Consider the following 23,483-nt stretch of genomic DNA (forward strand, 5'->3'; position numbering starts at 1 on the left):
GCCGCACCACCTTTTTTATCTCTCCATTCCATAGTTCACAGGTGATACCATGGTTCAACTGACCGAAGAACTGATTGCGGCATTCAATGCCCTCAAGGTCGTCCCCCTCGCGACCGCCGACAGGAATGGTGTACCGAATGTGGCCCCGATGGGCGCAAAGGCGGTGGCGGACCCGGAGACGATTCTCATCATGAACAACTTCATGCAAAAGACCCTTGCCAACGTGAAGGAGAACCCGAAGGCGGCCGTGTACCTCTGGGGCGACGGCGTCAAGGGATGCTACCAGATCAAAGGCGACGTCGAGTACGTCGAGTCGGGCGAGCAGTTCGAGGCGTTCAGGGCGGATGTGACGGCACGCCTTCCGCATGTGCCCGCGGTGGGAATGCTGAAGATCACCGTAACGGATGTCTTCAACTGCGCCGCCGGCCCGAATGCCGGGGACAGGATTCTCTAATCCTTTTTTGTTCGTTCTCTTCGCCCGGGTGGCGGACAGCATCGCTACGACCGCTGCAAACGGACCCGCCGTTGTTTCATCATCCTGGTTTCCCGGACCCGGCCGCTGAAATCCCCGTGTTCGCCCAAAAGGCCGAAATATGGATATTTTAATTATTTTGTCCCGGAGACGCCGGAAATCCGAATATTTATTGCCCTGTGGATTTTTTTACTCATAAGAAGTGAGTGATACCGTGAAACCATTACCAATTTTATCAGCCCTTACGATTGTTCTCCTCTTTCTCCTCGTCCTGCCCGCATCGGCGGGGTATGTCTGGGAGAATGTCACTGTCGATTCCTCAGGACATGTCGGCGAGTATTCCTCGCTTGCGTTCAACGGGAGCTATCCTGCAATCAGCTACCTCGACTGGGATACCCGCCACCTGAAGTATGCGTGGAAGGATGCCGACGGCTGGCACAACGAGACCGTCGATTCCAATGACTCCGTTGGCCAGTGCACCTCGCTTGCGTTTGATGGTGACGGCAACCCTGCAATCAGCTACTACGATTTTGCTGTTGGCAACAGGGACCTGAAGTATGCATGGCAGGACGGCGGCGTCTGGCAGATCACCACCGTCGATGCCGTCGGGGAGGTTGGCTCGTACAACTCCCTTGCATTCAATGGAGACTACCCGGCAATCAGCTACCACGACGCGGTAAATGACACCCTGAAGTATGCGTGGCAGGATGCCGGCGGCTGGCATACCACCGTCGTCGATTCCTCAGGACAGGTCGGTTCGGACACCTCGCTTGCGTTCAACGCAGGCTACCCTGCAATCAGCTACTACGACTATATTTCCAACTACGACCTGAAGTATGCGTGGCAGGACGGCGACGGCTGGCACAACGAAACCGTCGATACCGCTGGAAATGTCGGCATGGACACCTCGCTTGCATTCAACGGAGGCTACCCGGCGATCAGTTACAAAGGTGACAACCACCTGAAGTATGCATGGCAGGATGGTGACGGCTGGCACAACGAAACCGTCGATTCTGAGGCAACTGCTTCGGACACCTCACTTGCATTCAGTGGCAACACCCCTGCCATCAGCTACTTTGATGGGAGCTTTGGCAACCGGAACCTGAAGTTTGCCTGGAAGGACGGGAATGATGACTGGCACATCGGCATCGTCGACGACGCAGAAGAAGTAGGTACGTACTCCTCGCTTGCGTTCAACGGAAGTTGCCCTGCCATCAGCTACTACGATGGCGATCCTGCCAACCAGGACCTGAAGTACGCCACCGGCACGCCGGCCGGCAACGTCACCGTCACCTCGACTCCAACAGGGGCGGCGGTCTGGCTCGACGGCGTTGATACCGGGTTCACGACCCCCGCAACCCTTGCGGATGTTGCGACAGGCACCCACAATGTCACGGTAACGCACGCCGGGTATTTCCCCGGCGTCAATAACACGGTGGAGGTCATCTTTGACGAGACCACGGACGTCGCCTTCACCCTTGCACCCGTCCAGACACCGACCACTCCCGTCCCCACCCCCACCCCCGACACCGGCGATGGTGACGACCCGATGGACGATACGGCCATCGCAGTGGCGAAAGGGCTTGCCGGCGGCGGGAATGCCACGTTCAGTCTCGATCCCTCCCTGTCCCCGATCTATCAGATACAGGTGACGGTGAAGGGCACGGTCGAAACCCTCCTCGTCACGGCCCGCACCACCGGGTCGCCGGGAAGCGGCATCCCCGCCCCGGACGGCATCGTCTACCAGTTCATCGAGGTGACGCTTGCCAAGACGACCGATGATCAGATCGATCACACGGAAATGATGTTCACGGTGCCGCTCACATGGCTGGAGGCGAACGGATACGCTCCGGCGAATATCATCCTCTCCCGCTGGCACGACGGTGAGTGGCAGCAGCTCCCCACGACGTTCGTGAAGGAAGAGGGCGGAAAGGCCTCCTTCACCGCGACGAGCCCCGGCTTCTCGCTCTTTGCGATCGTCGCCGTTGATGAACCGGTGACCATCGCCGTGGACGAGGAGGAGGAGATTCCTGTTCCCACCGAAGAGCCGACCGCGGAGATGACGGCGACTGATACGACCGTCTCCCCCACGGCTGTCACGACCGGTACGGAAGAGGAGACCCCTGCCGCGGAGGAGACGGCCGCTCCCGAGCCGACGGACACCCCCCAGTCCCCGCTCTTCGTCTTTGCACCGGTGGCAGCCCTCGGTGCCCTGCTGGTGCTGGGGAAGAAGCGCTGAGTAACGAAGGAAAATACCCGGTTTTCCTGAAATACCGAAATATTTCTTTTTTTTATCCCGGCAGAAGATTGGCCGGAACCGGGATTCTCCGGGTTCGTTTCAGCACATCCATCATCGGAACTGCCCGCCGGTGGCATGACCGCGTTCTGATTCGTGCCCTCCCCGGCGCCGGGGTATGCCGGGCCGGTGCATGGCCGCAACCTATTTGAAGGATCACCGATTATTATTTTTAATAAATTGTAAAAGTGGTGAAAGATATGGGGGACACGACAGGACACCTCGAGGATGACTTCATCCGGATGTTTCAGACAGGGATAGGGGGGGCAAACGGGCTCGACGCCCTCTCATCATGGCTCCTCGCCCGGCTGTACATCGAACCGGGCGAGATGGCGATGGCGGCGCTCGCCGAGGAGGCGGGGTACTCGCTCGCCTCGGTCAGCAACAAGTGCCGGGTGCTGGAGCGTGCCGGGTGCATCGTCAAGCGGACCCGTCCGGGGACGCGAAAGGTCTATGTATATGCCCACAAGGATCTCATCGGCACCTTCATGCGACAGCTTGAGCAGATCCGGCACACCCAGACCATGGTCGTCAAAAAGGAGATTCCGCCGATGATCGAGCGGTACCGGAGCGATGATATGCCGCCGGAGATGGCGGAGAGGATTGCCCTTCTCCAGGGAATGTACGATGACATGATGACGATCGACGATTGTATCCGGGGCATGCTGGAGCGCCTCGCCGCCGAGGGGGGGGACCGGGATGGACAGTAACCACCGCACCCTTCTCCTCGTGCTGGGCGGCCTCCTTTTCGTCTCGTTCGTCTGGGAAGGACTCATCCTCCTCGCAGGCGGCGTCGCCGGCCCGTACTTCACCCTCATGGCAACGGCGCTGATGTTCTTCCCCACGATCGCGGGATTCGCGTACCTGCGCCGGACGGGGAGGAGCGCACGACCGATCCTCACGCAGGTCGGGAAGAAGCGCTACCTCCTCGCTGCCGCCCTCTTTCCGGTCGCCCTTACCGTGCTCGTCATAGGGGGCGCCGTCGCCGCGGGCGTGATGACGCAGACGCTCTACGACGGGACGACCGGGATGGTAACCCTCCCCGGCGTGGACGGAGAGCAGATCTCCGTCGGGGTGTTCCTCCTCCAGTTCCTCGTCACCATGGTCGTGGGCATCGCGGTCACCTCGATCGCCACCTTCGGCGAGGAGTTCGGGTGGAGGGGCGTCTTCCAGAACCGTCTCGTGGCACGGTACGGGGTCGTTGCGGGCCTCGTCTTCCTCGGGATATTCTGGGGCATCTGGCACGCCCCCATCATCTACGCAGGCTACAACTTCCCCGGCTACCCGCTCCTCGGGAGCCTCGTCCTCATGCCGCTCTTCACCCTCGGCACCAGCGGTGTCTTTGCGTGGTTGACGCTTCGGTCGGGAAGCTTCTGGCCGGCGGTGCTCGCCCACGCATCGTTCAACAGCACCGCAGGCCCCCTCATCTACCTGCCGGTCTTCGATGCGGAACCGCTGGTGAAGTACCTCCTCTTCGTCATCCCGTGGGCGGTTCTGGGCATCGCCGCGATCCTCCATTTGAAGATGACCGAGGGGACGGGGGCGTGGGCCCTTTACCCCGCAGAAGAGCTCTGAGGGTCCGGGGTCTCATCCCTGCAGCCCTCCGGTTGAGGATCTCTTCTCCCCGCCTTATTTTTAAGTCATCCCGATCACCTCCTCTTCATTCCCGGATTGTCTCGTCCCGGTGGGCAGGCCGCCACCGCCTCCTCCATCACCACTCATTACATATAGCAGACGGGCAATCAATGCATGATCAGCCATGCAGGATGAGAGGATGTTCCTCGCCCGGGGGGAGGACGACTGGTATGCGCTCATGGAGCATGCCCCGGTGATGTTCCAGAGTACCGGCCCGGACGGGCATTTTGTCCATGTGAACCGGGCGTGGCGGGAGGCCCTCGGATATACGGCGGAGGAGGCGATGCGGCTTACCCCTGCGGATGTCATCGACCCGTCCTGTGAGGGGATGTGCCGGACCCTCTTCGGGGAGCCGGTGCCGGGCTGTGGGGCGGATGCGGTCGATGCGGTTCTCCTGACGAGCGGGGGCGAGGAGCTCCGGGTCCGGGGGACCTCGCTCTGCCTCACCCGGATGGGCCGTCCCGTCGGGAGTATGGCCCTCTTCGTCCCCGCCGCCTGCGAGCCCGCGGGCCCGGCAGAGGAGGGGCGGTCGGCATGCATGGAGCGCTTTCTCGCCGCCCTCTCCGTGCCGGTCTATCGCAAGGACCGGCAGGGGCGGCTCACGTGGGCGAACGGCGCCTTCGAGACGTTCACGGGCGTGGCCGCCGAGGCGCTCCCCGGCATGCCGGCGGCGGATCTCGTCCCGCCCCCCTTTTCTGCCCGCCTCCGGGAGATGGACGAACAGCTCCTTGAAACGGGCGGGGTCCAGCAGTTCGAGGAGCCGGTCACCCTCGCAGACGGCACCGTCCGGCTCGTGACCGTCACGCAGGTGGCCTGTGAGGACGCCCCGGGAGAGATCGCAGGGATTCTCGGGACCTTTCACGAGAGATCGTCAGGGCAGAGAGGGGTGGAAAAAAAGGACGCGGGGGAGTGGTGCGCCGTGCCGGGGGACGAGCCCTAGTAAGACATCAGGATCCGGCGTACGTTTTTGAGCTGCCGCCTGCACTTCATGCAGCCCGTTCCGGGAACTTCAATGGTTACCAGCGTTCACCGTCTCGTCCCCCGGACTTTGCGGATGGTGCCCCGGGGAAATGTCCGGTGCTGCGTTTGAGGCATGATTATATTGCTTCGCCCGGGAGGCGAGCGCCGCCCGCAGCGTCTGTTCATCCGTGATGGTCTCATCGGTGATGCCGGCAAAGACGGACTCGGCCATGGGAAGGCCCCCGTCCAGACCGGCGGTGTCGAGATGGCGGAGCCATCGCAACACATCTGCCCTGAAGCATGGAATGGTGTGCTTCAATTTCTCACCCGAACTGATTTTCCGTATAATACTCCTGCGATTGCTGAGGAGATAATACCGGAGACTGCGCTGATGGTGGGCGTGCGACGTGGTCCGGCACTAATCCGCTCCCCGGCGAGGTCACCAGGCGGGGTTTTTCGCTTCGGAAGAACCGTTCCGGTGCGGGATTCTGTCATGATGGGTATTGTGTGTGGCCGCCGGTGGGCTGAACACTATTCCTGTCATACGGCCACAAGGATTTGGAAGGCGACCCCGGCAAGGACGGCGATCCCGAGGACGGTGACGACGAAGGCTGCCACGAGCCGCCGCTCGAATATTGCCGCAAGGAGGGTCACTTCAGGGATGCTCGCCCCCGCACCCCCGATGATAAGAGCCATCACCGCCCCGGCCCCCATCCCCTTCTGGAGCAGGACGGCGCTGATAGGAATGATGGTTTCTGCCCTGATGTACATCGGCACACCGATCAACGCCGCCACGGGGATCGCGAGGGGGTTGTCCTGCCCTGCCAGCGAGACGATGAGGTCTGCAGGGACGAACCCGTAGATGAAGGCCCCGATGCCAGCACCGAGGATGAGATAGGGAAGCACCTGGCGGAAGAGCGAGACGGCGAAGTGCAGGGCGGCGGAGAACCGCGGGCCGTGTCGCTGTGCAAAGGTGCCCGCCTCGCACCCGCATGCCGGCGCCTGCGCCATCCCCTCGACGGTTACTTCCTTCACGTATCGCGCAAACCCGAACCGCCCGAGGAGGGTTGCAAGGACGAGAGCGGCACAGAAGGTGATGATGGCGTACACCACCGTCGGCACCAGGCCGATGAGGGCGGCGAGGAGGGAGAGGATCACCGGGTTGAGGAGGGGCGAGGAGAGGAGGAATGCCATACAGGCGGAAAACGGGATTCCGGCGTTCAGAAGGCCCACCAGGATCGGGATCGTGGAGCATGAGCAGAAGGGGGTGAGTGCCCCGAAGATGCCGCCGAGAGCGGTGGCTGTCCCCTCGCCGCGGCCTGCGAGGGTCCGCCGGATCCTCTCCTCCGGGATATAGGACTGGAGCAGGCCCACCAGGAATGATATGCCGATGAAGAGCAGTATCAGTTCTCCGGCGATGATGACGAAGAACTGCCCGGCAGTAAGAAGTGCTTCAGAGATTGCCGTTGGTCTCCCCCCGTCCCTTTCCGCGGCAGCCGCATCCCTCTTTTCTCATCGGCCGGGACATCAGGATCATCCCCCTTCCCTGATCTCATCGGGGCAGATGCAGGGGAAGATTGCCTTCCTCTCCCCCTCCGGGGTGCCGCTCTTCCCGGTCCCGGAAGTTTCGGTGTTCATTTCTGTTCGGAATCCTCATCGTCCGGGCTCTTCTCTTTCGGGACGATCTTCATGCCACCGCAGCAGCCGCACCCGCAGTCCTGTTTGCCCATCGAACGCAGCCTGGAGAGAAAGCCGCCTTTTTTCTCTTCTGTGTCTTTTTCTGCCAATCTCATCACTACCGTTGATGTTTCAAATATTTTTGAAATTCTTGTTGGCGACACTGTAGCATATAGATTGCTATTTCATCTAATTTTGAAATAGATGAGGAGGCCTACGTTATGCAGGAGGCAACAATCCCAGAATACAACCATAAGTTTCCGGGTGCAGGCCGTGGTGGTTCCCGCCCTTATATATGGGTGGGTATTTCATATTATGTTGAACCGGAATGGGGCGATCCGATGGAAGAGAACGATATGTGCAGGGATGAATACATGGCACTCCCCGAGCAGATCGAGGCGTCGCTTACCCAATGCGGCGGGATCGAGGGACTGACTTCCCGTCTGCCCGACGATGCCGGGCTGGAGGCGGAGTGCAGCGTCCACCGGGCGCTTGCGGACCCCCTTCGGATGAAGACCATCTCCATGCTTGCCGTCCAGCCCCTCTGCGTCTGCGTCATCAAGGAGGTGCTCGGGATCGCTGACTCAAAACTTTCCTACCACCTGTCGGTGCTGAAGAAGGCAGGGCTGATCCGGGGGGAGCAGCAGGGGAACTGGATCATCTATCATCTTACGGATGAGGGCGAGCGGTGGGCGGCGCCCCGCACCTGACCTGACGTGGAGGGGATCAAATGTGTCGCTGCACGGTGCAGTGGGGAGGACGACGGGTTCAGGCTCAGGCAAACCTCATCCGGCCACCAGTGCCACGAGGAGTTGGATTCCGATCCCGATGAAGAGCACGCCGACGATCCGGCGCATCCAGTACTCGAATGTCTCCGCCGACTTCATCGCGGTTCCAACCTTCGCTACTCCCGTCACAATGATCAGCGAGAACGCAATCACCGGCAGGGCTGTTGCCATGGCAAAGACCGTCGGGACACCCAGTGGATCGCCGCTCCGGAGAGCCAGCGGGACGAGCATCGCAAAGAAGAGGACCGCCGAGAACGGGCAGAAGCTCAGCGCGAAGAGCACGCCGAGAAAAAAACTCCCCGCCATGCCCTGTTCGGCGAGCCGTTCCTTGATGGCGGCAAGCCTGCTGCTGCCGCCGTATCCAAAGCTCAGGGGGACAAGATCGATCATCACGATGCCGACCACAATCAGCAGCGGGCCGATCAGCACCTCGCCCCATGTCTGCAGGAAGAGCGCGACCGCCTGAATGTTCAACCCGAACACGACGATCAGGGCCGCAAGCCCGACGTAGACGACCATCCTCCCAGCGCAATAGAGCGACCCGGCGATGAGCGTCTGTACGGGGTTTCCGAGCCGGCGGGAGAGGTAACCGATCGCGGCCATGTTCGTTGCGAGAGGGCAGGGGGAGAGCCCCATCATCAGCCCGATGAAGAATGCGGCGACGAGGGGGATGCTGCTCGTCCCCATCGTCTCCATGAACCCCATCAGGCTCATCGCGTGAGGTCTCCCCGGAGGCGCATCTCAAGGAGCGTCTTCAGGTATGCCGAGAATCCGGGTTTGTCGTTCAGTTTGTACCACACCCGGAGATCCTCCTCCGGGAAGAACCGCCCCTCGTCGTCATAGACGCCAATCCAGAGGGACGACCCGGTCGCGCCATAGCGCTCGACGATATCCTGCTGTGCCGGATCGGCGATGCTGACGTGCTCGAAGCTCATCTTTCCGGAGGCTATTTCGTCGGCAAAGTGTGTCCTGACGGTCTCTTCGGCATAGTCGCCGAGCACGACGCAGGAGTAGCACTGGTTCGGTGTGGTGAAGTGGATGACCTCGACCGTGGTGACATTGCTTGTTGCCGTCGTAACATCCTCCCCGGAGGGTGCCGCGACACATCCGGCAAAGACGGCAGCGCAGGCCAGGACCACTGACAGTGCAATGAACGGCAGGATAGTTCGTCGGGGTATGATGCAGGCCGCCCACCGCCGCTTGCGGGAAGCCGTATGCAGGTATGGGTCTTCTGTTTTCATCGGGGCACCTCTATCGCATGACTATTACGATTTGATTTGAAATGATGAACATGGAGAGGGGCCGGATATATACCTTTCTCCGGATACCCCCCACACCTTACAGGAAATATCGGTCATTGTCTTTTTTACGCCCGGTACCCCGGCTTCGTTGGTTTCAGGGATTCTGTTCATTCGGCAGAAGTACAGGACAGGATGCGCCGCTGGCCCGGGTCGGCCCCCTTCCATCCCCGCATCGGCTGGACCGGGAGTGCCACCATTCCGGAAATTACGGGCGATAGCCGCACCCGCACCACCGCACTCCCACAGTTCCCGGGGCATCTTCGCCCCATATCCATCACTCCCTGTCATGGGCACGGACACCGGGATACGCGGCGGTATCACGGATATTGATCACGTACAGAAGGTCGGCCTCATCGACATCAAGGCGGGCGATCTCCTCCACGGCAGGCGCCATTGCAGCCGCCGCACCATGGATCTCCAGCGGGACAAGCATTGATTGCATCTTCATACCGGTTCACTCCGAAACATACCCTGCGTTCGCAGGCAGATTTTGACCAGCATCAGCATCACCGGCACCTCGATGAGGACGCCCACGACCGTCGCCAGCGCCGCCCCCGACCCCAGCCCGAAGAGGATGGTCGCGGTGGCGATCGCCACCTCGAAGTGGTTCGAGGCCCCGATCATTCCTGCAGGGGCCGCGTCACGGTACGGCAGCCCGAGCCGGCGGGCGAGAACGAAATACCCGAGGGTGAAGATGAGCACCGTCTGGAGAAAGAGCGGAATTGCTATCCAGAGGATGGTGAGGGGGTTTTCGACGATGACATCCCCCTTGAAGGTGAAGAGGAGGACGAGGGTGCCGAGGAGCGCTGTGATCGAGACCGGTGTAAGAACGTTCAAAAACCGGGTCTCGAACCATGCCCGGCCCTTCCGGGCGATGATCCATCTCCGGGTGACGTACCCGGCGGCGAGCGGGAGGGCGACATACACGGCGACTGAGAGGAGGATCGTCTGCCAGGGAATCGGCATCGCGTTCACCCCAAGAAGGAAGCTCCCCAGCGGGGCGTAGAGGACGAGCATGAGGAGGGAGTTGACCGCCACCATGATGAGCGTGAGGCCGTCGTTGCCCTTCGCGAGATAACTCCACATCAGGACCATCGCGGTGCAGGGGGCGATGCCCAGAAGGATGCACCCGGAAACGTAGCTTCGCCAGAGTTCGACGGTGCTCCCGTCGGCGAGCACCTCGGTGCCCGGGATGAAGCCGACGAAGACGTACCCGAGGAAGACGGTCGCGAGGATGTACATCGTGAAGGGCTTGACGGCCCAGTTGATGAAGAGGGTGAGGGCGACCGGTTTCGGGGTGCGGGCCGCCCGCAGCACCTCGGCAAAATCGATCTTTACCATGATGGGGTACATCATGAAGAAGAGGGCGATCGCGATCGGGATCGAGACCTGATAGACAGAGAGCGAGTCAAGGGCGACCGCGAGGCCGGGGGCGGCCCGCCCGAGCGCGATGCCCGCAACGATGCAGAGCGCCACCCACACGGTGAGATATTTCTCGAAGGTGGAGAGGCGGCGTTCGGTCATGGCTCCACGACCTTCAGGGCGGCCTTCAGGATGAGATCCGCGGGTATTTCCTCATGGGTCTCCCCCCCGCAGACGATCGCCCGGCAGATGGCGTCGGTCCCGGTGATGCAGGAGCAGGAGGCACACGGGGTCATCTCCACCCGCGCCTCGTCGATGAGGTCTTCGAGCGGCACGCCGTTGAAGAGGATCATGTTCGATTCAGCAATCCGCTCGTCCGGGAGCACCGTCTCCACCACCCGCACCCGGACACGACGGGCCGAGAGCGCCGGGCGGATGGCGTCGACGACCTCTGCAAGGGTGCGACCGGTCGCCGCACACCGCACGCACGTCCCATCGACGCTCTCGCCGATGTGCCGCCATTCAACGACAAGGGTGCCGGACACCTTCTTCTCCTCCTCCTCCTCCGTTCAGCAGCCCCCGCCGCAGCCGCAGCCACAGCCGGTGCCGCTCTTCCCCTGCTTGTTCCCTTCGGGGGGAGTCTTCGTTTCGACTTTCCCCTTCCCTTCCCAGACTGCCGCAACGACCGCCTCCACATCATCGTCGGTGTAAGACCGCGAGGACCCTTTGGCGATGCCGAGGTCGGTAACGACGAGGTGCTGCCCCACCGGGACGCCCTGCGCCTCTGCGATCTTTTTTGCGCAGAGCATCGGGCAGCCGTCGAGGACGACGACCTCATCGGCATTCGTTGCATTGGCGAGAATCCCTTCGGCCCCGGTCGCAAGGAGGGCGACGCAGGCGATGCTCCCGAACCCCTCTTCGGTCAGCTGAATCGCCGCGAGGTTCGTGATCTGGCCGGTGTTCGCCTGCCCGGCACACGGGAAGATGATCCGCCGCTCCTCGCTTCGCCCGCAGGTGCAGGTGCAGACCGGTTGGTCCGCCACCTTCAGTTCGCCCCCTGCAGGATCTCCTTGATCTCCTTTACGTCCGCCACGCGGCCGGAGACCTTCAGTTCCCCGTCGACCATCAGCGCCGGGGTGAGCATCACGCCGCGGTCCATGATGGCGGTGATATCCTCCACCTTCTCGACCTCTGCGGATATGCCGAGTTCTGCGACCGCGACGTCGACGTTCTTTGCCAGGCGTTTGCATTTCATGCATCCGGTTCCAAGTACTTCTATCTTCATGGTGTCACCTTGTTCTCGTATTCCCGGAGCAGTGCCGTTCGGTATGCCGCTTCGGCCGGGCCCGGGACATAGTTGTGGATTTTTACGATTTTGAGGATTTCGCCCGCTATACGGTCGGCGCCGGCAAGGTGCATCTCCCGCACCTCGTCGATGGCGTCATCCAGCATGGCGAGGCCGACGACGCCGCCGCCCACCTCGATCTTTGTGATCCGCCGCATCGCCTCGGCGGCGCAGCACGGTTGTGGTCGTTCTGTCATACTCTGTCTCACCCGATGATCATGCCGTAGGCAAATCCCGCGAGGCCCGAGAAGACGACTACGAGCAGTGCATAGACGATGGTCTTCTTCGGCCCCATGACCCTCGATATGACGAGGAGCGAGGGCAGGCTCACCGAGGGGCCCGAGAGGAGGAGGGCGAGCGCCGGCCCGCCGGCCATCACGCCGGAGGTGTAGCCGAACGTCGTCCCTATCACCGGCACCTCGAGGAGTGTCGGCATGTACAGGATCGTCCCGACGAGCGAGGCGAGCAGGGTCGATGCAAGCGAGTTCGTCCCGAAGTAGGGGGCGAAGGTCTCCGGCGGGAGGAAGTAGGCGAGCATGCCGAGGAGGAAGGTTCCCACGATCAGGATGGGGAAGATCTTCTTCGTGAGATCCCAGGTCTCCCAGCCCCACTCGGTCACCTCATCCCGCTCGAAGAAGTAGATGAGGAGGTACGCCGTCCCGAGGGTGAGGGCGTAGATGACGGGGAACTTGATCAGCCAGTCGGCCTGTGCGGTGCCCGCGATCAGGATGCCTATGAGCATGACGAAGAAGGCCGGGACGACCCAGCGGGGGCGTTCCGTCCCGCCGCCGGCGGGCACCTGCGGCATCGCGGCCATCTTCTTCTGCGTGTCGGTGTCGTGCGACCGGAAGAGGGCCGCCATGATAAGGCCGATGACGATCGCAAGGACGATCGCGAAGAGGGCCCGTGCGAGGCCGAGGTCGAAGCCGAGCACCTTTGCGGTGTAGACGATCGCAAGGATGTTGATCGCGGGGCCGGCGTACAGGAAGGTCGTGGCAGGCCCGATGCCGCTGCCCCGCTTGAAGAGCCCGGCGAACATCGGCAGGATCGTGCAGGAGCAGACGGCGAGCACCGTCCCCGAGACCGAGGCGAGGCCGTAGGCGACGCTCTTCTTTGCGTCCGGACTGAAGTACTTCAGGATTGCGTCCTTTTTTATAAACGCCGCAATGGCGCCCGCGATGAAGAACGCCGGTACCAGGCAGGTGAGGACGTGTTCGGCGAGGTAGCCCGCGAGGGTCTCCCAGCCCATCAGGAGCGATCCGATAAGAAGGTCGATCATGACTGGTTCTCCATGGTGTGTTGGCAGGTGAAATGCATGTGATGGTCCCCGGGAATGCCTGCGGCATTCATTGTTCAAATTTTGTTGAACAACAATGGGCGGTATACCTATATAATATTAATTCAAATTTTCTTGAACAATACGGTGGCAGCGCCGGGCGGGCATCTCCTTCCCGACAGTCGGCGTAGCCCCGCCGTCTTATGCCTATGAAACCTGCATGCTGTTCTGACATACCGCCGGAGGCGCTGGCGGACATTCTCGATATCGGTGGAGTGGAGGGCCTCGTCGCCCTCCTGCCGGATGAGGAGACGACCGCTCTCCAGCGGGACTTCCATCGTCTCTGCGCCGATGAATACCGCCTGCGCATCCTCGCGATGCTCGGCATCCGGCCGCTGTGCGCCTGTATCATCCGCGAAGTGCTCGGCGTCGCCAAGTCGAAGCTCTCGTACCACCTGCGGCTGCTGCAGGAGGGCGGGATGATCGCGGGTACGGCAAAGGGCACCTTCATCGTCTACGAGCTGACCGACTACGGGCGGTTCTGTCTCGACCTTACCCGGAAGGCCGGCGCATACGGGAGGAGCCGATGACGGGGGACGACCCGGTCGTCCTCGTCACCTGCTCGGGCATCTCGAACACGGGGAAGTGCACGACGCGGGCGGCGGCGCTCCTTTGCCAGAGAAAGCCGGGCGAGGTCGAGGAGCATATCCCCGCCCTCTCACCGGAGGGGTTCTCCCCGGCTGTCGCCCGCCGCTCTCAGGGGTGCCGGGTGTTCGTTGTCGACGGCTGCGGCGACTGCTGTGCCGCCAATAAAGTCACCCTGCACGGCCTCGATATCGATATCCACCTCATCGCAACCGACTGCGGCATCGTAAAGGCGGGAATGGACGAACCGTCCTTTGCCGATATCGACCGGCTGGCCCGTGAGATGGCCCGGCTGCTGCGGGAATAGATACCCTCAAGGTCCGGTGTCCCCGATATCCTGCAATATTCTGTTTTTCCCCTCCGTACGTACGATATGGGGCATATTCCCTCCTCTCCCCGGGAAGGGGGCATCCACTCCGGCAGCCGCCCCGGTGTCATGCGGGTGGCGCTGCGGAACCCTGCGGCCCCTAGAAGTGCATCCGCAGCTTCGACGGGTACTGGAGGCTCGTCCGGATGGCATAGATCCGAAAGGCGATGATGAAGCCGATGGCGACGATCGCCCATATGTCGACATAGGCGGGCATCGTCTTCAGGAGGACGGCGTAGAGGACGCCGCCCACGACGGCAGGCGTGACGAAGAGGTCCTCGGAGGCGATGATGAGCGGGGGGGTGCCGGTTAAAAGGTCACGGACGACACCGCCCATGCAGGCGGTGACAAAACCCATCGTCACCGCGACCGTCGCTGTGTGGCCAAGGAGGAGGGTCTTGTCGATGGCGGCGATGGTAAAGAAGGCGACTCCTATCGCATCGGCGTAGAGAAACGTCCGTGCAAGCCGGGTGATCACATGCTTCGCAAAGAAAAACGCGATGCATGAGGCTGCGATGGCGACCCAGATGAGGGTGAACGCCTCCGTCCAGAAGATCGGCACCTCGAGGAGCACGTCCCGGACCGTCCCGCCGCCCACTGCCGTGACGACACCGAGGATGACGACGGTGAAGATATTTGCGTCCTGCCGGGCACCGGCAATGACGCCGGTGATCGCAAAGGCGGCGACGCCGATGATCATCGCAAGGGCGGGGATTTCGATCATGTTGTATCTGAAGTGGGCGCGCGGACTCAAAAGAGGATCGGCGGGGGGCGCCGGAAATTCAGGGTGGATGCCTCCGTTCGACCTCGTTTCGGAGGGTGCGGTGGCGGGCGCCGGTCGCGGCATGGACGGCGTCCCAGACATCCGGCATCTCCTCTGCAAGGACGTCGACCCCTTCCCGCGTGATGCCCGCGGGCGTCGCCACCTCATGGATGAGGGCGGCGCAGGTCATCCCCTCGCGATCGAGGGCGAGCGCGGTGCCGATGAGGGTCTCGCGGACCATCTCCTCCGCTGCCTTCCGGTCGATACCCGTCCTCCGCGATGCGGCGGCCGCCCACTCCTCCGCGACGGCGGCAATGAAGGCCGGGCCGCAGCTGGTGAGGTCGGTGAGGGCGCCCGTCCGCTCCTCCGTCGTGACATACGGCCGGCTGATCGCCCCAAACAGTCCCGTCAGACGTTCCCGGTCCGCCTCCGTCGCCGTATCCCCGAAGGCGAGGAGGGTGATGCCGCGGCCGCACCACGAGGTGATGGTGGGAATCGCCCGGGCGACCCGTGCGGGCGTCCATGCGGCAAGGCATGCGAGGGAGACATCGGCCGCAACCGAGACGACGAGCTGTGCCGGGGTGCAGACGGGGGCGATCTCCGCCATGACATCGCGGACCTGAAGGGGTTTGACGCAGAGGAAGAGGACGTCCGCCCCCCGTGCCGCCTCCCGGTTGTCCGCCGCCGCCGTGATGCCGGTTGCCGCCGCAAGGGCCGCGAGGGGCCCCTCGCTCCGGCTCGATGCGATGATGTCTGCGGGCGTGGCGACGCCCCGGTCGATGAACGTGTGGGCGAGCATGCGTCCCATGCTCCCGGTGCCGATGATGCCAATCCTTGTCATTGCCGTCTCCAGTAAGTGGATATCCATTGACGGAGAGGCAGAAAAATCATATGGCCCTTCCGGGTGCAGGATCCCGGAAGACGGGCCGAAGCCGGGACGACCGGGGCGGGAGGCGGCGGGCATGTCGGGGGACATGGCAGATTCCTTCAGGCATACCTACATGTACTGGCATGCCGAAATCTGAGGAATATGACGGGACAGGAGGGAGGATACTTCACGCTCGACGACTTCGACTGGTTTACCCACTTCGTCGTCCGGCACCCGAGGGAGCGGGACCAGTATGAGCAGCACTTCGAGGACTTCATCGCGGAGAAGGTCCGCCCCCTCCACCGGACCCTGAAGGACACCCTCGGCTCCCGCACATCACGGGTGGGATATGACCGGCGCGACTTCGAGTACGTCCACCTTGCCTTCTTCGATGCCCCGGAGGAGGAGCTTGCCACCTTTCTGAACATCTTCATCGGCAGGCACGGCATCCATATCCTCGCAAACACCGAGTACCCGACCTCCGTGGCCCGGTTCGAGCGCAACATGGCCGCAGACCCGGCGGGGTTCGACGCCTGCATCGCCGCCCTTCCCCCCGATGTCCGGTTCACCTCCCGGCTCTATACGAAGATCCCGCTGCACCCGTACGGGTGGGACGAGTACTTCTTCCAGCTGGTCGTCAAGTACGTGCGGGAACAGACGACGGCCGCGGCCCTCACCGGACAGATCGAACGGTTCCGGTCGGGCTTTGCCAAGGCGATTCGAAAGGGGCTTGTGACGATGGAGATCGACCCCCGGTACGGGACGGACGGGACCGAGTACTACCGCTCCTTCTACGAGGGGCCGGCGGCGCAGATGGCCCCCGACCCGGACGCGTTTCTCGCGCTGCGGTTCTATTATGTGATCCCCCTCGGTGCGGTCATCCGGATGGATGAGGAGACGCTCGCAGGCGAGATTGCGGCGTGTGCAGACCGTCTGCGGCCGCTGATCGCGTTCGGCAACCGGTGAGGGATGGCCTGTTCTCCCCCCTCCCGCCGCATCTTTCCGCCGTGCACACCTCCTGCATGGTGCCATAAGTATTAGATGACGGACGCCGGAGTATCATCGAACAACGACGGGGTTCACCGTGGCCGGTGCCGATCGAAACGAGGGGGGTGCGACACATGACGAAGATGAAGGGAAGGCGGCGGATGATGGAAAAGGGCCCCGTTCCCGGCTGGGCGGTGCTTCTCATCCTCATTCTTCTTCTCTGTATCGCCGGCGGGGTTCTTCTTTTGACAGGACATATGGATGGGTTCCTCCCGGGCGGGCCGTCCTCCGGGGAGCCTGTCCCGTCCGTCACGCCCTCCATCGGTACGGGACCGGGGGCACCGCCGGTGTCGACTGCCGCCGTCGAGCAGTACATCGTCCTCGCAACGAACGTGGAGCGGGCGGACGCAGGCCTCGCCCCCCTCCAGTGGGACGCGGAGCTCGCCGCCGTCGCCCGGTCGCACAGCGGGGACATGGCGGCACACGGCTACTTCAGCCACATCAATCTTCAGGGGGAGGACCCGACGGCCCGTGCAGTCCGGCTGGAGTACCCGGTGATCAAGCACCTCGGCGGGGGCCGGATTGCGACCGGCATCGCGGAAAACATCGGGATGATGCCGACGGGCAACGTCGCGGACGTCGGCTTCGTGGACGAGGACGCAAAGGCCGTTGCAGAGGCGATGGTTGCGATGTGGATGGCAAGTCCCGGCCACCGCGAGAACATCCTCGCACCCGGCTACGACCGCATCGGCGTCGGGGTCGCGTATGACGGGACGTCGTACATCGCGACGCAGAACTTCTGGTAGGCGAAAACAGGATTTTTGTGGATTGTTCCCGGGAGGTGCCAAAGGGGGGGCCTCCCTCTATTCTTTTCCCGGTGCCTCGCTCGCCTTGATCACCCGGAGGATCTCCTCCATCACCGCTTCGACCGTTTTCCGTGTCGGGTCGTCCGGGTCGGTGCCGGGGCCGCGGATGAGGTAGGGGCGCCCCTCGTCGGCCGCCTTGCGGATTTCGGGGTCGACGGGAATGGCGCCGAGGAAGGGGACGCCCATCTCCGCTGCAGCCCGTTTTCCCCCGCCGGAGCCGAAGAGATCGATCGCCCCCCCGCAGTGGGGGCAGACCATGCCGCTCATGTTCTCGACGATGCCGATCACGGGGAGGTCGATCGTCCGGGCGAAGGTGATCGCCTTTTTGATGTCGAGGACGGCGACGTCCTGCGGGGTGGTGACGATCACAGCCCCGGCGATGTTCGGGGCGAGCTGGGCGACGGTGAGCGCCTCGTCCCCGGTCCCCGGCGGGAGGTCGACGACGAGGTAGTCGAGCTCGCCCCACTCGACGTCCTCGAGAAACTGCCGGATCACGGCCGCCTTCATCGGCCCCCGCCAGATGACGGCGCTCGACTCCTCCGGGAGGAGAAAGGCGATCGAGACGACCGCGAGGTTGCCGGTCACCGCCACCGGCTGGATGTGGCGCTCGTCGTACGAGGTCATGTGGCGCCCCTCGAGGCCGAGGATCTCCGGGATGTCCGGGCCGTGAATGTCGAGGTCGAGGAGGCCGGTGGCAAAGCCGTGGTTCGCGAATGCGAAGGCGAGGTTTGCAGCGACGGTCGTCTTGCCGACGCCCCCCTTGCCGGAGAGGACGAGGACGACGTGCCGGACGGGGATGTCGACCCGGTCGGGTGGGGCGTGCTGCGGTGCGTGGGGTGCGGGGGCGGATGCGGGAGTAGTTTCGGGCATATGCCCTTCCTCGGGGGTGGAGAGGATAAAGATTTGGGCGATAAAAAAAAGGGAAGGGGATTCTCCGTCCCCCCTGCACCAAGGGGGGTGGAATCAGGTGGCGATTGGAGGGCCCGGCCCTTCAGCGTATGGGTGGTGCGACCGTGCCACGACGCATTCAGAAGTCAAGGTCCGCCCCGAAGAGCGCGAACCCGCCGTCGGCCGTCCGGATGATCGAGGTGACGGGCCGGTGCTCCCCGATCTTGAATGTGGTGTCCCAGACGACCGCCCCGGCGCTGTCGAGCCTGACGACCCTGAGGGGAGAGCCGGGATACTCATGTGAACGGAGATCGTTGTACTGGGGGTTGGCGTACCCGCAATAGACATACCCGCCGTCCCCGGTCGTGGTGATGATCGTGGAGACCTCCACCGGCCGTTCCCCGGTGACGTCGCCGTCCGCGGAGAGGGAGACTTCGGTCGTCTCCGTGATCCACTCGTACTCCCGGTAATTCACCTCAATTTCCTGCGTGGTGCCATAGATCAGGTCGTACGTGCCGTCGGGGGAGAGGCGGATGATATAGAGGCGGGCGGGCTGTGCGGTCGCCACCGTCCGGTCCCATACCTCGTCTCCGTCGGCATCGAGCCGGGAGACCCACACGCCTCCATCGCAGGTCCCGGCGGTGACAAAGCCTCCCGCGGGTGCCGCGATGATCGTATCGGCGCTCCGGTCCGGTGCATATGACGTCTCCCAGAGGACTGTTCCCTCGTCGTCAAGCCCGACGGACCGGTTGGTCCCCGCTGCGGCGTACCCGCCGTCCGGTGCCCTGACCACTCTCCACGCCCACTCGTCGCTCTCTTCGCCGAGGTCCGTGCTCCAGAGGACGGTTCCGCTCTCATCAATCCGCTTCAGGCATCCCAACCGCGTGGTGACGACATATCCCCCGCCCGGCGCCTCGACAAGGGTATACCCGGAGTCCGGGGAGGTGTTGGTTTTGAGATCCAATCCCGCTTCTCCCCCCGCGCCAAGTGTGACGATGCGGATGAGTCCATAGTTCCCCCCCACGACGACGTGCCCGCCGTCGGCCGTGGTCATGGTGCCCGGCGGTCTCGCCGGCCCCGTCCCGCTCCCCACGATGGCGTACCCGCCGTCCACGGTCTGGATCATATCATTTCCCTGCCCGTTCGGGTCGCCGTCAATCGTCGCGGTCCACTGCTCGTTCCCGTCTGCATCGATCTTCAGGACCCAGATCGTAAAGGTGAGCGGTTTATGCCCCACATCGGAACACCCGGCGGTGAAGAGCAGGGTGAATACGAGAAGGACGATGATGACTGCGTATGCCGCGGTCTTCGGCGACGGCGTGAGATGGGACTGATGGGCTGGCATAATATTTCACTCTCATTTGTATAAATATAAAAATATCTTATTTTGGAGTATAGTCGTGGATACTCACCTCTTCCGGCGTATCCGGTTGTAAGAAATATGGGGATGGAATCCTCCCGCATGAATCCAATCGCTCAAGCGATCGCCGGCAGATCACCGCGGTAGGGTTACCGTCCGGTCGCGGATTCGTACCATACGATGGCATAGGAGACATCCTCCCTGACCGACTCGCCGGATACGGCGCAGTACCACCTGCCGGGGATGATTCCTGCTGGAGATGTGACGGAGACCCGTATCCTTGCGTCCATTGCCTCGTCGTCGCTGTCGGTGAACCGGAACACCGCTCCACCGGGACCGATCAGCGTGCACGAGAGCGATTCATCCACAATCTCCCACGAAAAGTCCAATGAGATGCCGGTGGTGCCGGGGGAGACGTCAAGGGCGTACCATGCGCACTCTCCCTCCCGTATCCGGCCGCCCTGTGTTCCCATCGACACCGGCGTGACCACCGCGGCAGGTTCCACCTGCAGCCCGCCCGGATGCGGGGATGCAAACGGCTGATACCGGATGGAGAGCACTCCGCCGTTGCCCTCATCCACCCATGCGATCCCGTCGTCCAGGATCGCCGGTTTCGTCGAGGCCTGCCGTTTTCCGGTCCGGGTCGTCTGCCCGTCCGAGAGATCGTGGCATATAATCCTGCCTTCCTCCGACCATGCAACGATAGCTTCCCCGATGATCGCGCCGGAACGCGGTGCCGGTTCCCTGGTGAGGGTGGTCACCCCGTCTTCGGTCGATGCGAGCTGGATCAACCCCTCATCCTCCCATACCGTCCTTCCTCCATCGATGCGGGGAGAGACCGGGACGGAGGGTACGCCGAGGACATCCCGCCGTCCGGACACCAGGTCCGCCGAGACGATCGCGTAGGCATCACGATCGGATTGTTCGACCCAGACAACGGTGGTCCCGTCGATATCGGGGGCAAAACAGTCGTTCTTCCCGGTGGAAAGGCCATACAGGCTGCCCGTCGTCATATCATACATCCGGATGCCGCGTTCGCCGTCGAACCCCTCCTCCCAGACGATGCGGCTTCCGCTTACTCGGGGATTGTGCTGGAGGGCGGCGGTGTGGAGTGCCGAGACCGTTCCCGTGCGGAAGTTGTAGAGGACGATATCGGTCGTGGTCCCCCGCTCCTCCTCCCATACCGCGAGGTCCCCGTCGATATCGGGGGAACGGGCATTGGCCGCACGGGATCGGATGAGGGTCGCGGTCCCCGAGGTGGTGTTGTAGGCATGGATGGCGCGATCGCCAAAAAGTGCAAACTCGGGTACGGTGGCAAGTTCGATCCACAGGATGCGGTCCCCACCCGCCGCCGGCGTGCCCACGATGGCATCCGGCTGTGCGACGAGGAACGGCCCCTCGTCTGCAAAGGGCATCGCCGCCCCGGTTCCTGCAAGGACGACCGAGACGGCTGCGACGAGCGCGAAGAAACGTTCCCGCTTCACCTGCTCTCCCTCTTCCAGAGCACCGCCGCCGCCGCAATGCCCGCGATCACGACGCCGAATCCGATCAGGAGGGCGTCGGCGAGGACATTCGTTCCGCTCTGTGCCGCCGTTTCACCGGGCGAGGGCTGTTCTCCGGTGAATGTGGTGAGCCAGAGACTGCTGATGCCCCGTAATTCATCGCCGTTGGTGAAGATGAGGTGATTGTCGTCGAGGTCCAGATTCCAGCCGGATGGCGTGATTTGTCCGAGTAGCGTGCCCTGTTGTATATCGTAGACCATGATCCGGCCGGAAGAGTTCCCATCGCCTTCCTCCCAGACGATCCATGCGCCGCCCGTCTGCGGGCGTGCACGTTCGGGCGTCTCCGGGAGAGGGAGGGTCGTCGTCTCCATGCCGGGAAGGGTCGTTGTCACGACCTCCGTCTTGTAGGGCCCGGGTGTTTCAAAGTTCAGGTAATGGAGGAGCGCCACCGCCCGTCCCCCGCCCACCGCGGGTGCCGCGTAGTGCGCACCGTCGGGGGGCGTGAGGGTGATATGGGTGGCATCCGCGAGCGAGTATATGGTGATCGTATCGTGGGCCCCGTCCTCCGTCGTTCGCCACGCGACATATCCGCCCCCTATCGCCGGTTCGATCTGGTGGCCGGATTGCCGGTAGAGCACCTCTGTCGTCCCCGTCGAGATGGAATGGAGGAATATGCTCCTGAATATCCGGCTGTCATCGCCATCGGCGGCCGACCAGTCCACCCCAGAAAAGGCGATCAGGTCCCCGTCCATGGCAATCCCGCCGATGTGGTACTTGAAGGGGATCTCCTCGACACGGCCGTTCGAGATGGTGTAGAGCCCGATCCCATCGGACACCGTGCGCTCGTCGGTCCGAAGAATTCTCCACGCGATATGATCGCCCGAGATGTCCATCGTGAAGGTGTGGTACCGGGCGCCCTCGATGATCGTACGGGTGGTCCCGGTCGGAATGTGATACAGGTAGATGTTCGTCTCGTCGTCCTCAGTTTTCTCGGCCCAGGTGACATACTCGCCGTCGATGGCCGAACACCATATCACCGCGTCGTCGGTCGTATAGATGAGGTCGTCGGTGGTGGGAATCGTTGCATACGTCGTGGTTTTGGCGGGAACCGGCTCCGGTTCGGCCGGCTGGCTGGATACCTCCTCCGGCCCCTCCTGGAGTGGGACGACGGTGATTCCGGGGGTCGGCGGCAGGGTAAACCGGTTGTCGCAGAGAAGAAACGTCGTGGTGGCAGTGCAGAAGCCGGAGCCGGCATCGAGGGTCAGGACGTACGTCTCGCTGTCGAGGTCGCCCGTATCGACATCGACATACCAGTAGTTGTGGGACCCGCCCTTCACGACCTCGATGGTTCCCGATGCCGCGACGTCATCGTCCCCGGGGGGATTGGCAGAAGCGAGGTAGATGGAAAAGGGGATCACGCGGCCCGCCGGCAGGTTGGTGGACCCCGAGAACCGCAGGAGGTCGCCCGGGTGGCCGGTGGGAGTTTGATCAATCCTTATCCACGGCTCTTCCACGAGAAACACCATCTTCATCGACGCATCGTCGATCTCGGGACGGTCCAGCGCTTCGGAGAGCGCCATTGCGGTGTCCGAGTAGATGGTGTCGGGATCGTCGAGGGCAAAAAGGGGCATACCCTGGTACCAGACCATCGTTTGATCGCCATCTTCGGCGGTATCGAGGGCAAATTTCGCGTCGGGGCCGGTATCCTCTATGATCAGGAAATACTGGCCGCTTGCAAGCTCGCGCGTTGTTTCCGCCGAGAGTAATTCTTCCGTAAAGGCGTCGTTTTTTGTGGTGAAGGCCTGGCGTTCGTAATAGTTCTTGCCGATGATCCATACGGCGACTCCGGGAAAGTCCGTCTGCCCGGTGATCGAGAGGGGGACTCCCTTGGGAAGGATGGGCTGGGACACCTGTGCGGTCAGTGCGGCAGCGGGGATAACTGCCGCACAGAGGCACAGTGCGACCAATGCGCAGCATGCACCATAGGAGCGGGCGTTCTTCCGTACCGGCATCTTATGCCGGTTCAACTTTGCAGGCATATCTGTTTCATCTCTATTGCGTGCTTATACGCTTTCTGTGAGAATCGCCGACTCAACAGGGAGGGCGGCCGCAGGCCGGGCACGGT

The 23,483-nt window shown here is 62.8% G+C and carries 30 protein-coding genes; 11 read left to right on the forward strand and 19 right to left on the reverse strand.

Features of this window, described 5'->3' with window-relative positions:
* The first annotated feature begins 49 nt into the window (after nucleotides 1-49).
* From AZH53_RS09555 to AZH53_RS09575, 5 genes are all read left to right on the forward strand, one after another.
* Nucleotides 50-454 (forward strand): pyridoxamine 5'-phosphate oxidase family protein, encoded by a 405-nt coding sequence (locus AZH53_RS09555; RefSeq protein WP_319643290.1) that lies wholly within the window; start codon nucleotides 50-52, stop codon nucleotides 452-454.
* A gap of 232 nt (nucleotides 455-686) precedes the next feature.
* Nucleotides 687-2,711, forward strand: coding sequence for a PGF-pre-PGF domain-containing protein (locus AZH53_RS09560; RefSeq protein ID WP_319643291.1), 2,025 nt, complete (start codon nucleotides 687-689; stop codon nucleotides 2,709-2,711).
* Between the two features lie 257 nt (nucleotides 2,712-2,968).
* Nucleotides 2,969-3,478, forward strand: a complete 510-nt coding sequence (locus AZH53_RS09565; RefSeq protein ID WP_319643292.1) for a MarR family transcriptional regulator — start codon at nucleotides 2,969-2,971, stop codon at nucleotides 3,476-3,478.
* Nucleotides 3,468-4,343 (forward strand): CPBP family intramembrane glutamic endopeptidase, encoded by an 876-nt coding sequence (locus AZH53_RS09570; protein ID WP_319643293.1) that lies wholly within the window; start codon nucleotides 3,468-3,470, stop codon nucleotides 4,341-4,343. The genes AZH53_RS09565 and AZH53_RS09570 overlap by 11 nt, the downstream gene beginning before the upstream one ends.
* A gap of 184 nt (nucleotides 4,344-4,527) precedes the next feature.
* Entirely contained in the window at nucleotides 4,528-5,343 is an 816-nt protein-coding gene (locus tag AZH53_RS09575) for a PAS domain-containing protein (RefSeq protein ID WP_319643294.1), read from the forward strand.
* Nucleotides 5,344-5,412: 69 nt separating this feature from the next.
* Here AZH53_RS09575 and AZH53_RS09580 read toward each other — a convergent pair whose 3' ends face one another.
* The 3 genes from AZH53_RS09580 to AZH53_RS09590 form a co-directional block, all read right to left on the reverse strand.
* Nucleotides 5,413-5,682, reverse strand: a complete 270-nt coding sequence (locus tag AZH53_RS09580) for a hypothetical protein (RefSeq protein WP_319643295.1) — start codon at nucleotides 5,680-5,682, stop codon at nucleotides 5,413-5,415.
* Nucleotides 5,683-5,903: 221 nt separating this feature from the next.
* Nucleotides 5,904-6,824 (reverse strand): permease, encoded by a 921-nt coding sequence (locus tag AZH53_RS09585; protein WP_319643670.1) that lies wholly within the window; start codon nucleotides 6,822-6,824, stop codon nucleotides 5,904-5,906.
* 173 nt (nucleotides 6,825-6,997) lie between these two features.
* Nucleotides 6,998-7,150 carry a hypothetical protein gene (locus AZH53_RS09590; protein WP_319643673.1) on the reverse strand — a complete coding sequence of 51 codons (153 nt, stop codon included), beginning with the start codon at nucleotides 7,148-7,150 and terminating at the stop codon, nucleotides 6,998-7,000.
* 231 nt (nucleotides 7,151-7,381) lie between these two features.
* On the opposite strand from AZH53_RS09590, the gene AZH53_RS09595 reads away from it, so the two are divergent.
* Nucleotides 7,382-7,750: an ArsR/SmtB family transcription factor gene (locus tag AZH53_RS09595; RefSeq protein WP_319643296.1), complete on the forward strand. Its 369-nt coding sequence runs from the start codon at nucleotides 7,382-7,384 to the stop codon at nucleotides 7,748-7,750.
* Between the two features lie 75 nt (nucleotides 7,751-7,825).
* Here AZH53_RS09595 and AZH53_RS09600 read toward each other — a convergent pair whose 3' ends face one another.
* The 10 genes from AZH53_RS09600 to AZH53_RS09645 form a co-directional block, all read right to left on the reverse strand.
* Nucleotides 7,826-8,542 (reverse strand): aromatic aminobenezylarsenical efflux permease ArsG family transporter, encoded by a 717-nt coding sequence (locus AZH53_RS09600; RefSeq protein ID WP_319643297.1) that lies wholly within the window; start codon nucleotides 8,540-8,542, stop codon nucleotides 7,826-7,828.
* Nucleotides 8,539-9,069, reverse strand: a complete 531-nt coding sequence (locus AZH53_RS09605) for a nitrophenyl compound nitroreductase subunit ArsF family protein (RefSeq protein ID WP_319643298.1) — start codon at nucleotides 9,067-9,069, stop codon at nucleotides 8,539-8,541. Before AZH53_RS09605 ends, AZH53_RS09600 begins: the two co-directional genes overlap by 4 nt.
* 167 nt (nucleotides 9,070-9,236) lie before the next feature.
* A complete protein-coding gene (locus tag AZH53_RS09610) occupies nucleotides 9,237-9,398 on the reverse strand; it encodes a hypothetical protein (protein ID WP_319643299.1) in 162 nt (53 codons plus the stop codon).
* A 5-nt stretch (nucleotides 9,399-9,403) separates the two neighbouring features.
* Nucleotides 9,404-9,577, reverse strand: coding sequence for a hypothetical protein (locus AZH53_RS09615; RefSeq protein WP_319643300.1), 174 nt, complete (start codon nucleotides 9,575-9,577; stop codon nucleotides 9,404-9,406).
* A complete protein-coding gene (arsB, locus tag AZH53_RS09620; RefSeq protein WP_319643301.1) occupies nucleotides 9,574-10,653 on the reverse strand; it encodes an ACR3 family arsenite efflux transporter in 1,080 nt (359 codons plus the stop codon). Before arsB ends, AZH53_RS09615 begins: the two co-directional genes overlap by 4 nt.
* Nucleotides 10,650-11,036 carry a DUF2703 domain-containing protein gene (locus AZH53_RS09625; protein ID WP_319643302.1) on the reverse strand — a complete coding sequence of 129 codons (387 nt, stop codon included), beginning with the start codon at nucleotides 11,034-11,036 and terminating at the stop codon, nucleotides 10,650-10,652. Before AZH53_RS09625 ends, arsB begins: the two co-directional genes overlap by 4 nt.
* Nucleotides 11,037-11,060: 24 nt before the next feature.
* On the reverse strand, nucleotides 11,061-11,534 hold the full coding sequence (locus tag AZH53_RS09630) for a putative zinc-binding protein (RefSeq protein WP_319643303.1): 474 nt from the start codon (nucleotides 11,532-11,534) through the stop codon (nucleotides 11,061-11,063).
* Nucleotides 11,535-11,536: 2 nt separating this feature from the next.
* On the reverse strand, nucleotides 11,537-11,776 hold the full coding sequence (locus AZH53_RS09635; protein WP_319643304.1) for a thioredoxin family protein: 240 nt from the start codon (nucleotides 11,774-11,776) through the stop codon (nucleotides 11,537-11,539).
* On the reverse strand, nucleotides 11,773-12,033 hold the full coding sequence (locus AZH53_RS09640) for a hypothetical protein (RefSeq protein WP_319643305.1): 261 nt from the start codon (nucleotides 12,031-12,033) through the stop codon (nucleotides 11,773-11,775). The genes AZH53_RS09635 and AZH53_RS09640 overlap by 4 nt, the downstream gene beginning before the upstream one ends.
* 8 nt (nucleotides 12,034-12,041) lie before the next feature.
* Nucleotides 12,042-13,115 carry a permease gene (locus AZH53_RS09645; RefSeq protein WP_319643306.1) on the reverse strand — a complete coding sequence of 358 codons (1,074 nt, stop codon included), beginning with the start codon at nucleotides 13,113-13,115 and terminating at the stop codon, nucleotides 12,042-12,044.
* 206 nt (nucleotides 13,116-13,321) lie between these two features.
* Here AZH53_RS09645 and AZH53_RS09650 point away from each other — a divergent pair, with 206 nt between their 5' ends.
* Both AZH53_RS09650 and AZH53_RS09655 read left to right on the forward strand, forming a co-directional pair.
* The gene (locus AZH53_RS09650) at nucleotides 13,322-13,702 is read left to right on the forward strand and encodes an ArsR/SmtB family transcription factor (RefSeq protein ID WP_319643307.1); all 381 of its coding nucleotides are present in this window, start codon (nucleotides 13,322-13,324) and stop codon (nucleotides 13,700-13,702) included.
* Nucleotides 13,699-14,064: a putative zinc-binding protein gene (locus AZH53_RS09655; RefSeq protein WP_319643308.1), complete on the forward strand. Its 366-nt coding sequence runs from the start codon at nucleotides 13,699-13,701 to the stop codon at nucleotides 14,062-14,064. The genes AZH53_RS09650 and AZH53_RS09655 overlap by 4 nt, the downstream gene beginning before the upstream one ends.
* Before the next feature lie 160 nt (nucleotides 14,065-14,224).
* On the opposite strand, the gene AZH53_RS09660 is transcribed toward AZH53_RS09655, so the two are convergent.
* Together AZH53_RS09660 and AZH53_RS09665 are read right to left on the reverse strand one after the other, a co-directional pair.
* Nucleotides 14,225-14,848 carry a trimeric intracellular cation channel family protein gene (locus AZH53_RS09660; protein ID WP_319643309.1) on the reverse strand — a complete coding sequence of 208 codons (624 nt, stop codon included), beginning with the start codon at nucleotides 14,846-14,848 and terminating at the stop codon, nucleotides 14,225-14,227.
* Between the two features lie 58 nt (nucleotides 14,849-14,906).
* Nucleotides 14,907-15,728: a pyrroline-5-carboxylate reductase family protein gene (locus AZH53_RS09665; protein WP_319643310.1), complete on the reverse strand. Its 822-nt coding sequence runs from the start codon at nucleotides 15,726-15,728 to the stop codon at nucleotides 14,907-14,909.
* Between AZH53_RS09665 and AZH53_RS09670 the strand changes: the two genes are divergently transcribed.
* The 3 genes from AZH53_RS09670 (at nucleotide 15,709) to AZH53_RS09680 (ending at nucleotide 17,548) form a co-directional block, all read left to right on the forward strand.
* Nucleotides 15,709-15,912: a hypothetical protein gene (locus AZH53_RS09670; protein ID WP_319643311.1), complete on the forward strand. Its 204-nt coding sequence runs from the start codon at nucleotides 15,709-15,711 to the stop codon at nucleotides 15,910-15,912. The genes AZH53_RS09665 and AZH53_RS09670 overlap by 20 nt on opposite strands.
* A 5-nt stretch (nucleotides 15,913-15,917) precedes the next feature.
* Nucleotides 15,918-16,721: a hypothetical protein gene (locus AZH53_RS09675; protein ID WP_319643312.1), complete on the forward strand. Its 804-nt coding sequence runs from the start codon at nucleotides 15,918-15,920 to the stop codon at nucleotides 16,719-16,721.
* A 155-nt stretch (nucleotides 16,722-16,876) separates the two neighbouring features.
* Nucleotides 16,877-17,548, forward strand: a complete 672-nt coding sequence (locus AZH53_RS09680) for a CAP domain-containing protein (protein ID WP_319643313.1) — start codon at nucleotides 16,877-16,879, stop codon at nucleotides 17,546-17,548.
* Nucleotides 17,549-17,605: 57 nt separating this feature from the next.
* Here the strand turns inward: AZH53_RS09680 and AZH53_RS09685 are convergent, their stop codons facing one another.
* The 4 genes from AZH53_RS09685 to AZH53_RS09700 form a co-directional block, all read right to left on the reverse strand.
* The gene (locus AZH53_RS09685; protein ID WP_319643314.1) at nucleotides 17,606-18,478 is read right to left on the reverse strand and encodes an Mrp/NBP35 family ATP-binding protein; all 873 of its coding nucleotides are present in this window, start codon (nucleotides 18,476-18,478) and stop codon (nucleotides 17,606-17,608) included.
* 157 nt (nucleotides 18,479-18,635) lie between these two features.
* Nucleotides 18,636-19,841: a PQQ-binding-like beta-propeller repeat protein gene (locus tag AZH53_RS09690; protein WP_319643315.1), complete on the reverse strand. Its 1,206-nt coding sequence runs from the start codon at nucleotides 19,839-19,841 to the stop codon at nucleotides 18,636-18,638.
* A 164-nt stretch (nucleotides 19,842-20,005) separates the two neighbouring features.
* The gene (locus tag AZH53_RS09695) at nucleotides 20,006-21,340 is read right to left on the reverse strand and encodes a TolB family protein (RefSeq protein WP_319643316.1); all 1,335 of its coding nucleotides are present in this window, start codon (nucleotides 21,338-21,340) and stop codon (nucleotides 20,006-20,008) included.
* Nucleotides 21,337-23,370: a TolB-like translocation protein gene (locus AZH53_RS09700; RefSeq protein WP_319643317.1), complete on the reverse strand. Its 2,034-nt coding sequence runs from the start codon at nucleotides 23,368-23,370 to the stop codon at nucleotides 21,337-21,339. Before AZH53_RS09700 ends, AZH53_RS09695 begins: the two co-directional genes overlap by 4 nt.
* Nucleotides 23,371-23,483: the final 113 nt, after the last annotated feature.

Source organism: Methanovulcanius yangii, assembly GCF_018687785.1.
GTDB classification, from domain to species: domain Archaea; phylum Halobacteriota; class Methanomicrobia; order Methanomicrobiales; family Methanomicrobiaceae; genus Methanovulcanius; species Methanovulcanius yangii.

Coding starts and splice junctions, on each gene's coding strand:
- AZH53_RS09555 (WP_319643290.1), top strand. CDS start 50: ATGGTTCAACTGACCGAAGAACTGATTGCGGCATTCAATGCCCTCAAG.
- AZH53_RS09565 (WP_319643292.1), top strand. CDS start 2,969: ATGGGGGACACGACAGGACACCTCGAGGATGACTTCATCCGGATGTTT.
- AZH53_RS09570 (WP_319643293.1), top strand. CDS start 3,468: ATGGACAGTAACCACCGCACCCTTCTCCTCGTGCTGGGCGGCCTCCTT.
- AZH53_RS09575 (WP_319643294.1), top strand. CDS start 4,528: ATGCAGGATGAGAGGATGTTCCTCGCCCGGGGGGAGGACGACTGGTAT.
- AZH53_RS09595 (WP_319643296.1), top strand. CDS start 7,382: ATGGAAGAGAACGATATGTGCAGGGATGAATACATGGCACTCCCCGAG.
- AZH53_RS09600 (WP_319643297.1), bottom strand. CDS start 8,542: ATGAGCCTGATGGGGTTCATGGAGACGATGGGGACGAGCAGCATCCCC.
- AZH53_RS09605 (WP_319643298.1), bottom strand. CDS start 9,069: ATGAAAACAGAAGACCCATACCTGCATACGGCTTCCCGCAAGCGGCGG.
- AZH53_RS09610 (WP_319643299.1), bottom strand. CDS start 9,398: ATGGGGCGAAGATGCCCCGGGAACTGTGGGAGTGCGGTGGTGCGGGTG.
- AZH53_RS09615 (WP_319643300.1), bottom strand. CDS start 9,577: ATGAAGATGCAATCAATGCTTGTCCCGCTGGAGATCCATGGTGCGGCG.
- arsB (WP_319643301.1), bottom strand. CDS start 10,653: ATGACCGAACGCCGCCTCTCCACCTTCGAGAAATATCTCACCGTGTGG.
- AZH53_RS09635 (WP_319643304.1), bottom strand. CDS start 11,776: ATGAAGATAGAAGTACTTGGAACCGGATGCATGAAATGCAAACGCCTG.
- AZH53_RS09640 (WP_319643305.1), bottom strand. CDS start 12,033: ATGACAGAACGACCACAACCGTGCTGCGCCGCCGAGGCGATGCGGCGG.
- AZH53_RS09645 (WP_319643306.1), bottom strand. CDS start 13,115: ATGATCGACCTTCTTATCGGATCGCTCCTGATGGGCTGGGAGACCCTC.
- AZH53_RS09650 (WP_319643307.1), top strand. CDS start 13,322: ATGAAACCTGCATGCTGTTCTGACATACCGCCGGAGGCGCTGGCGGAC.
- AZH53_RS09655 (WP_319643308.1), top strand. CDS start 13,699: ATGACGGGGGACGACCCGGTCGTCCTCGTCACCTGCTCGGGCATCTCG.
- AZH53_RS09660 (WP_319643309.1), bottom strand. CDS start 14,848: ATGATCGAAATCCCCGCCCTTGCGATGATCATCGGCGTCGCCGCCTTT.
- AZH53_RS09670 (WP_319643311.1), top strand. CDS start 15,709: ATGATGCCAATCCTTGTCATTGCCGTCTCCAGTAAGTGGATATCCATT.
- AZH53_RS09665 (WP_319643310.1), bottom strand. CDS start 15,728: ATGACAAGGATTGGCATCATCGGCACCGGGAGCATGGGACGCATGCTC.
- AZH53_RS09675 (WP_319643312.1), top strand. CDS start 15,918: ATGACGGGACAGGAGGGAGGATACTTCACGCTCGACGACTTCGACTGG.
- AZH53_RS09680 (WP_319643313.1), top strand. CDS start 16,877: ATGACGAAGATGAAGGGAAGGCGGCGGATGATGGAAAAGGGCCCCGTT.
- AZH53_RS09685 (WP_319643314.1), bottom strand. CDS start 18,478: ATGCCCGAAACTACTCCCGCATCCGCCCCCGCACCCCACGCACCGCAG.
- AZH53_RS09690 (WP_319643315.1), bottom strand. CDS start 19,841: ATGCCAGCCCATCAGTCCCATCTCACGCCGTCGCCGAAGACCGCGGCA.
- AZH53_RS09700 (WP_319643317.1), bottom strand. CDS start 23,370: ATGCCGGTACGGAAGAACGCCCGCTCCTATGGTGCATGCTGCGCATTG.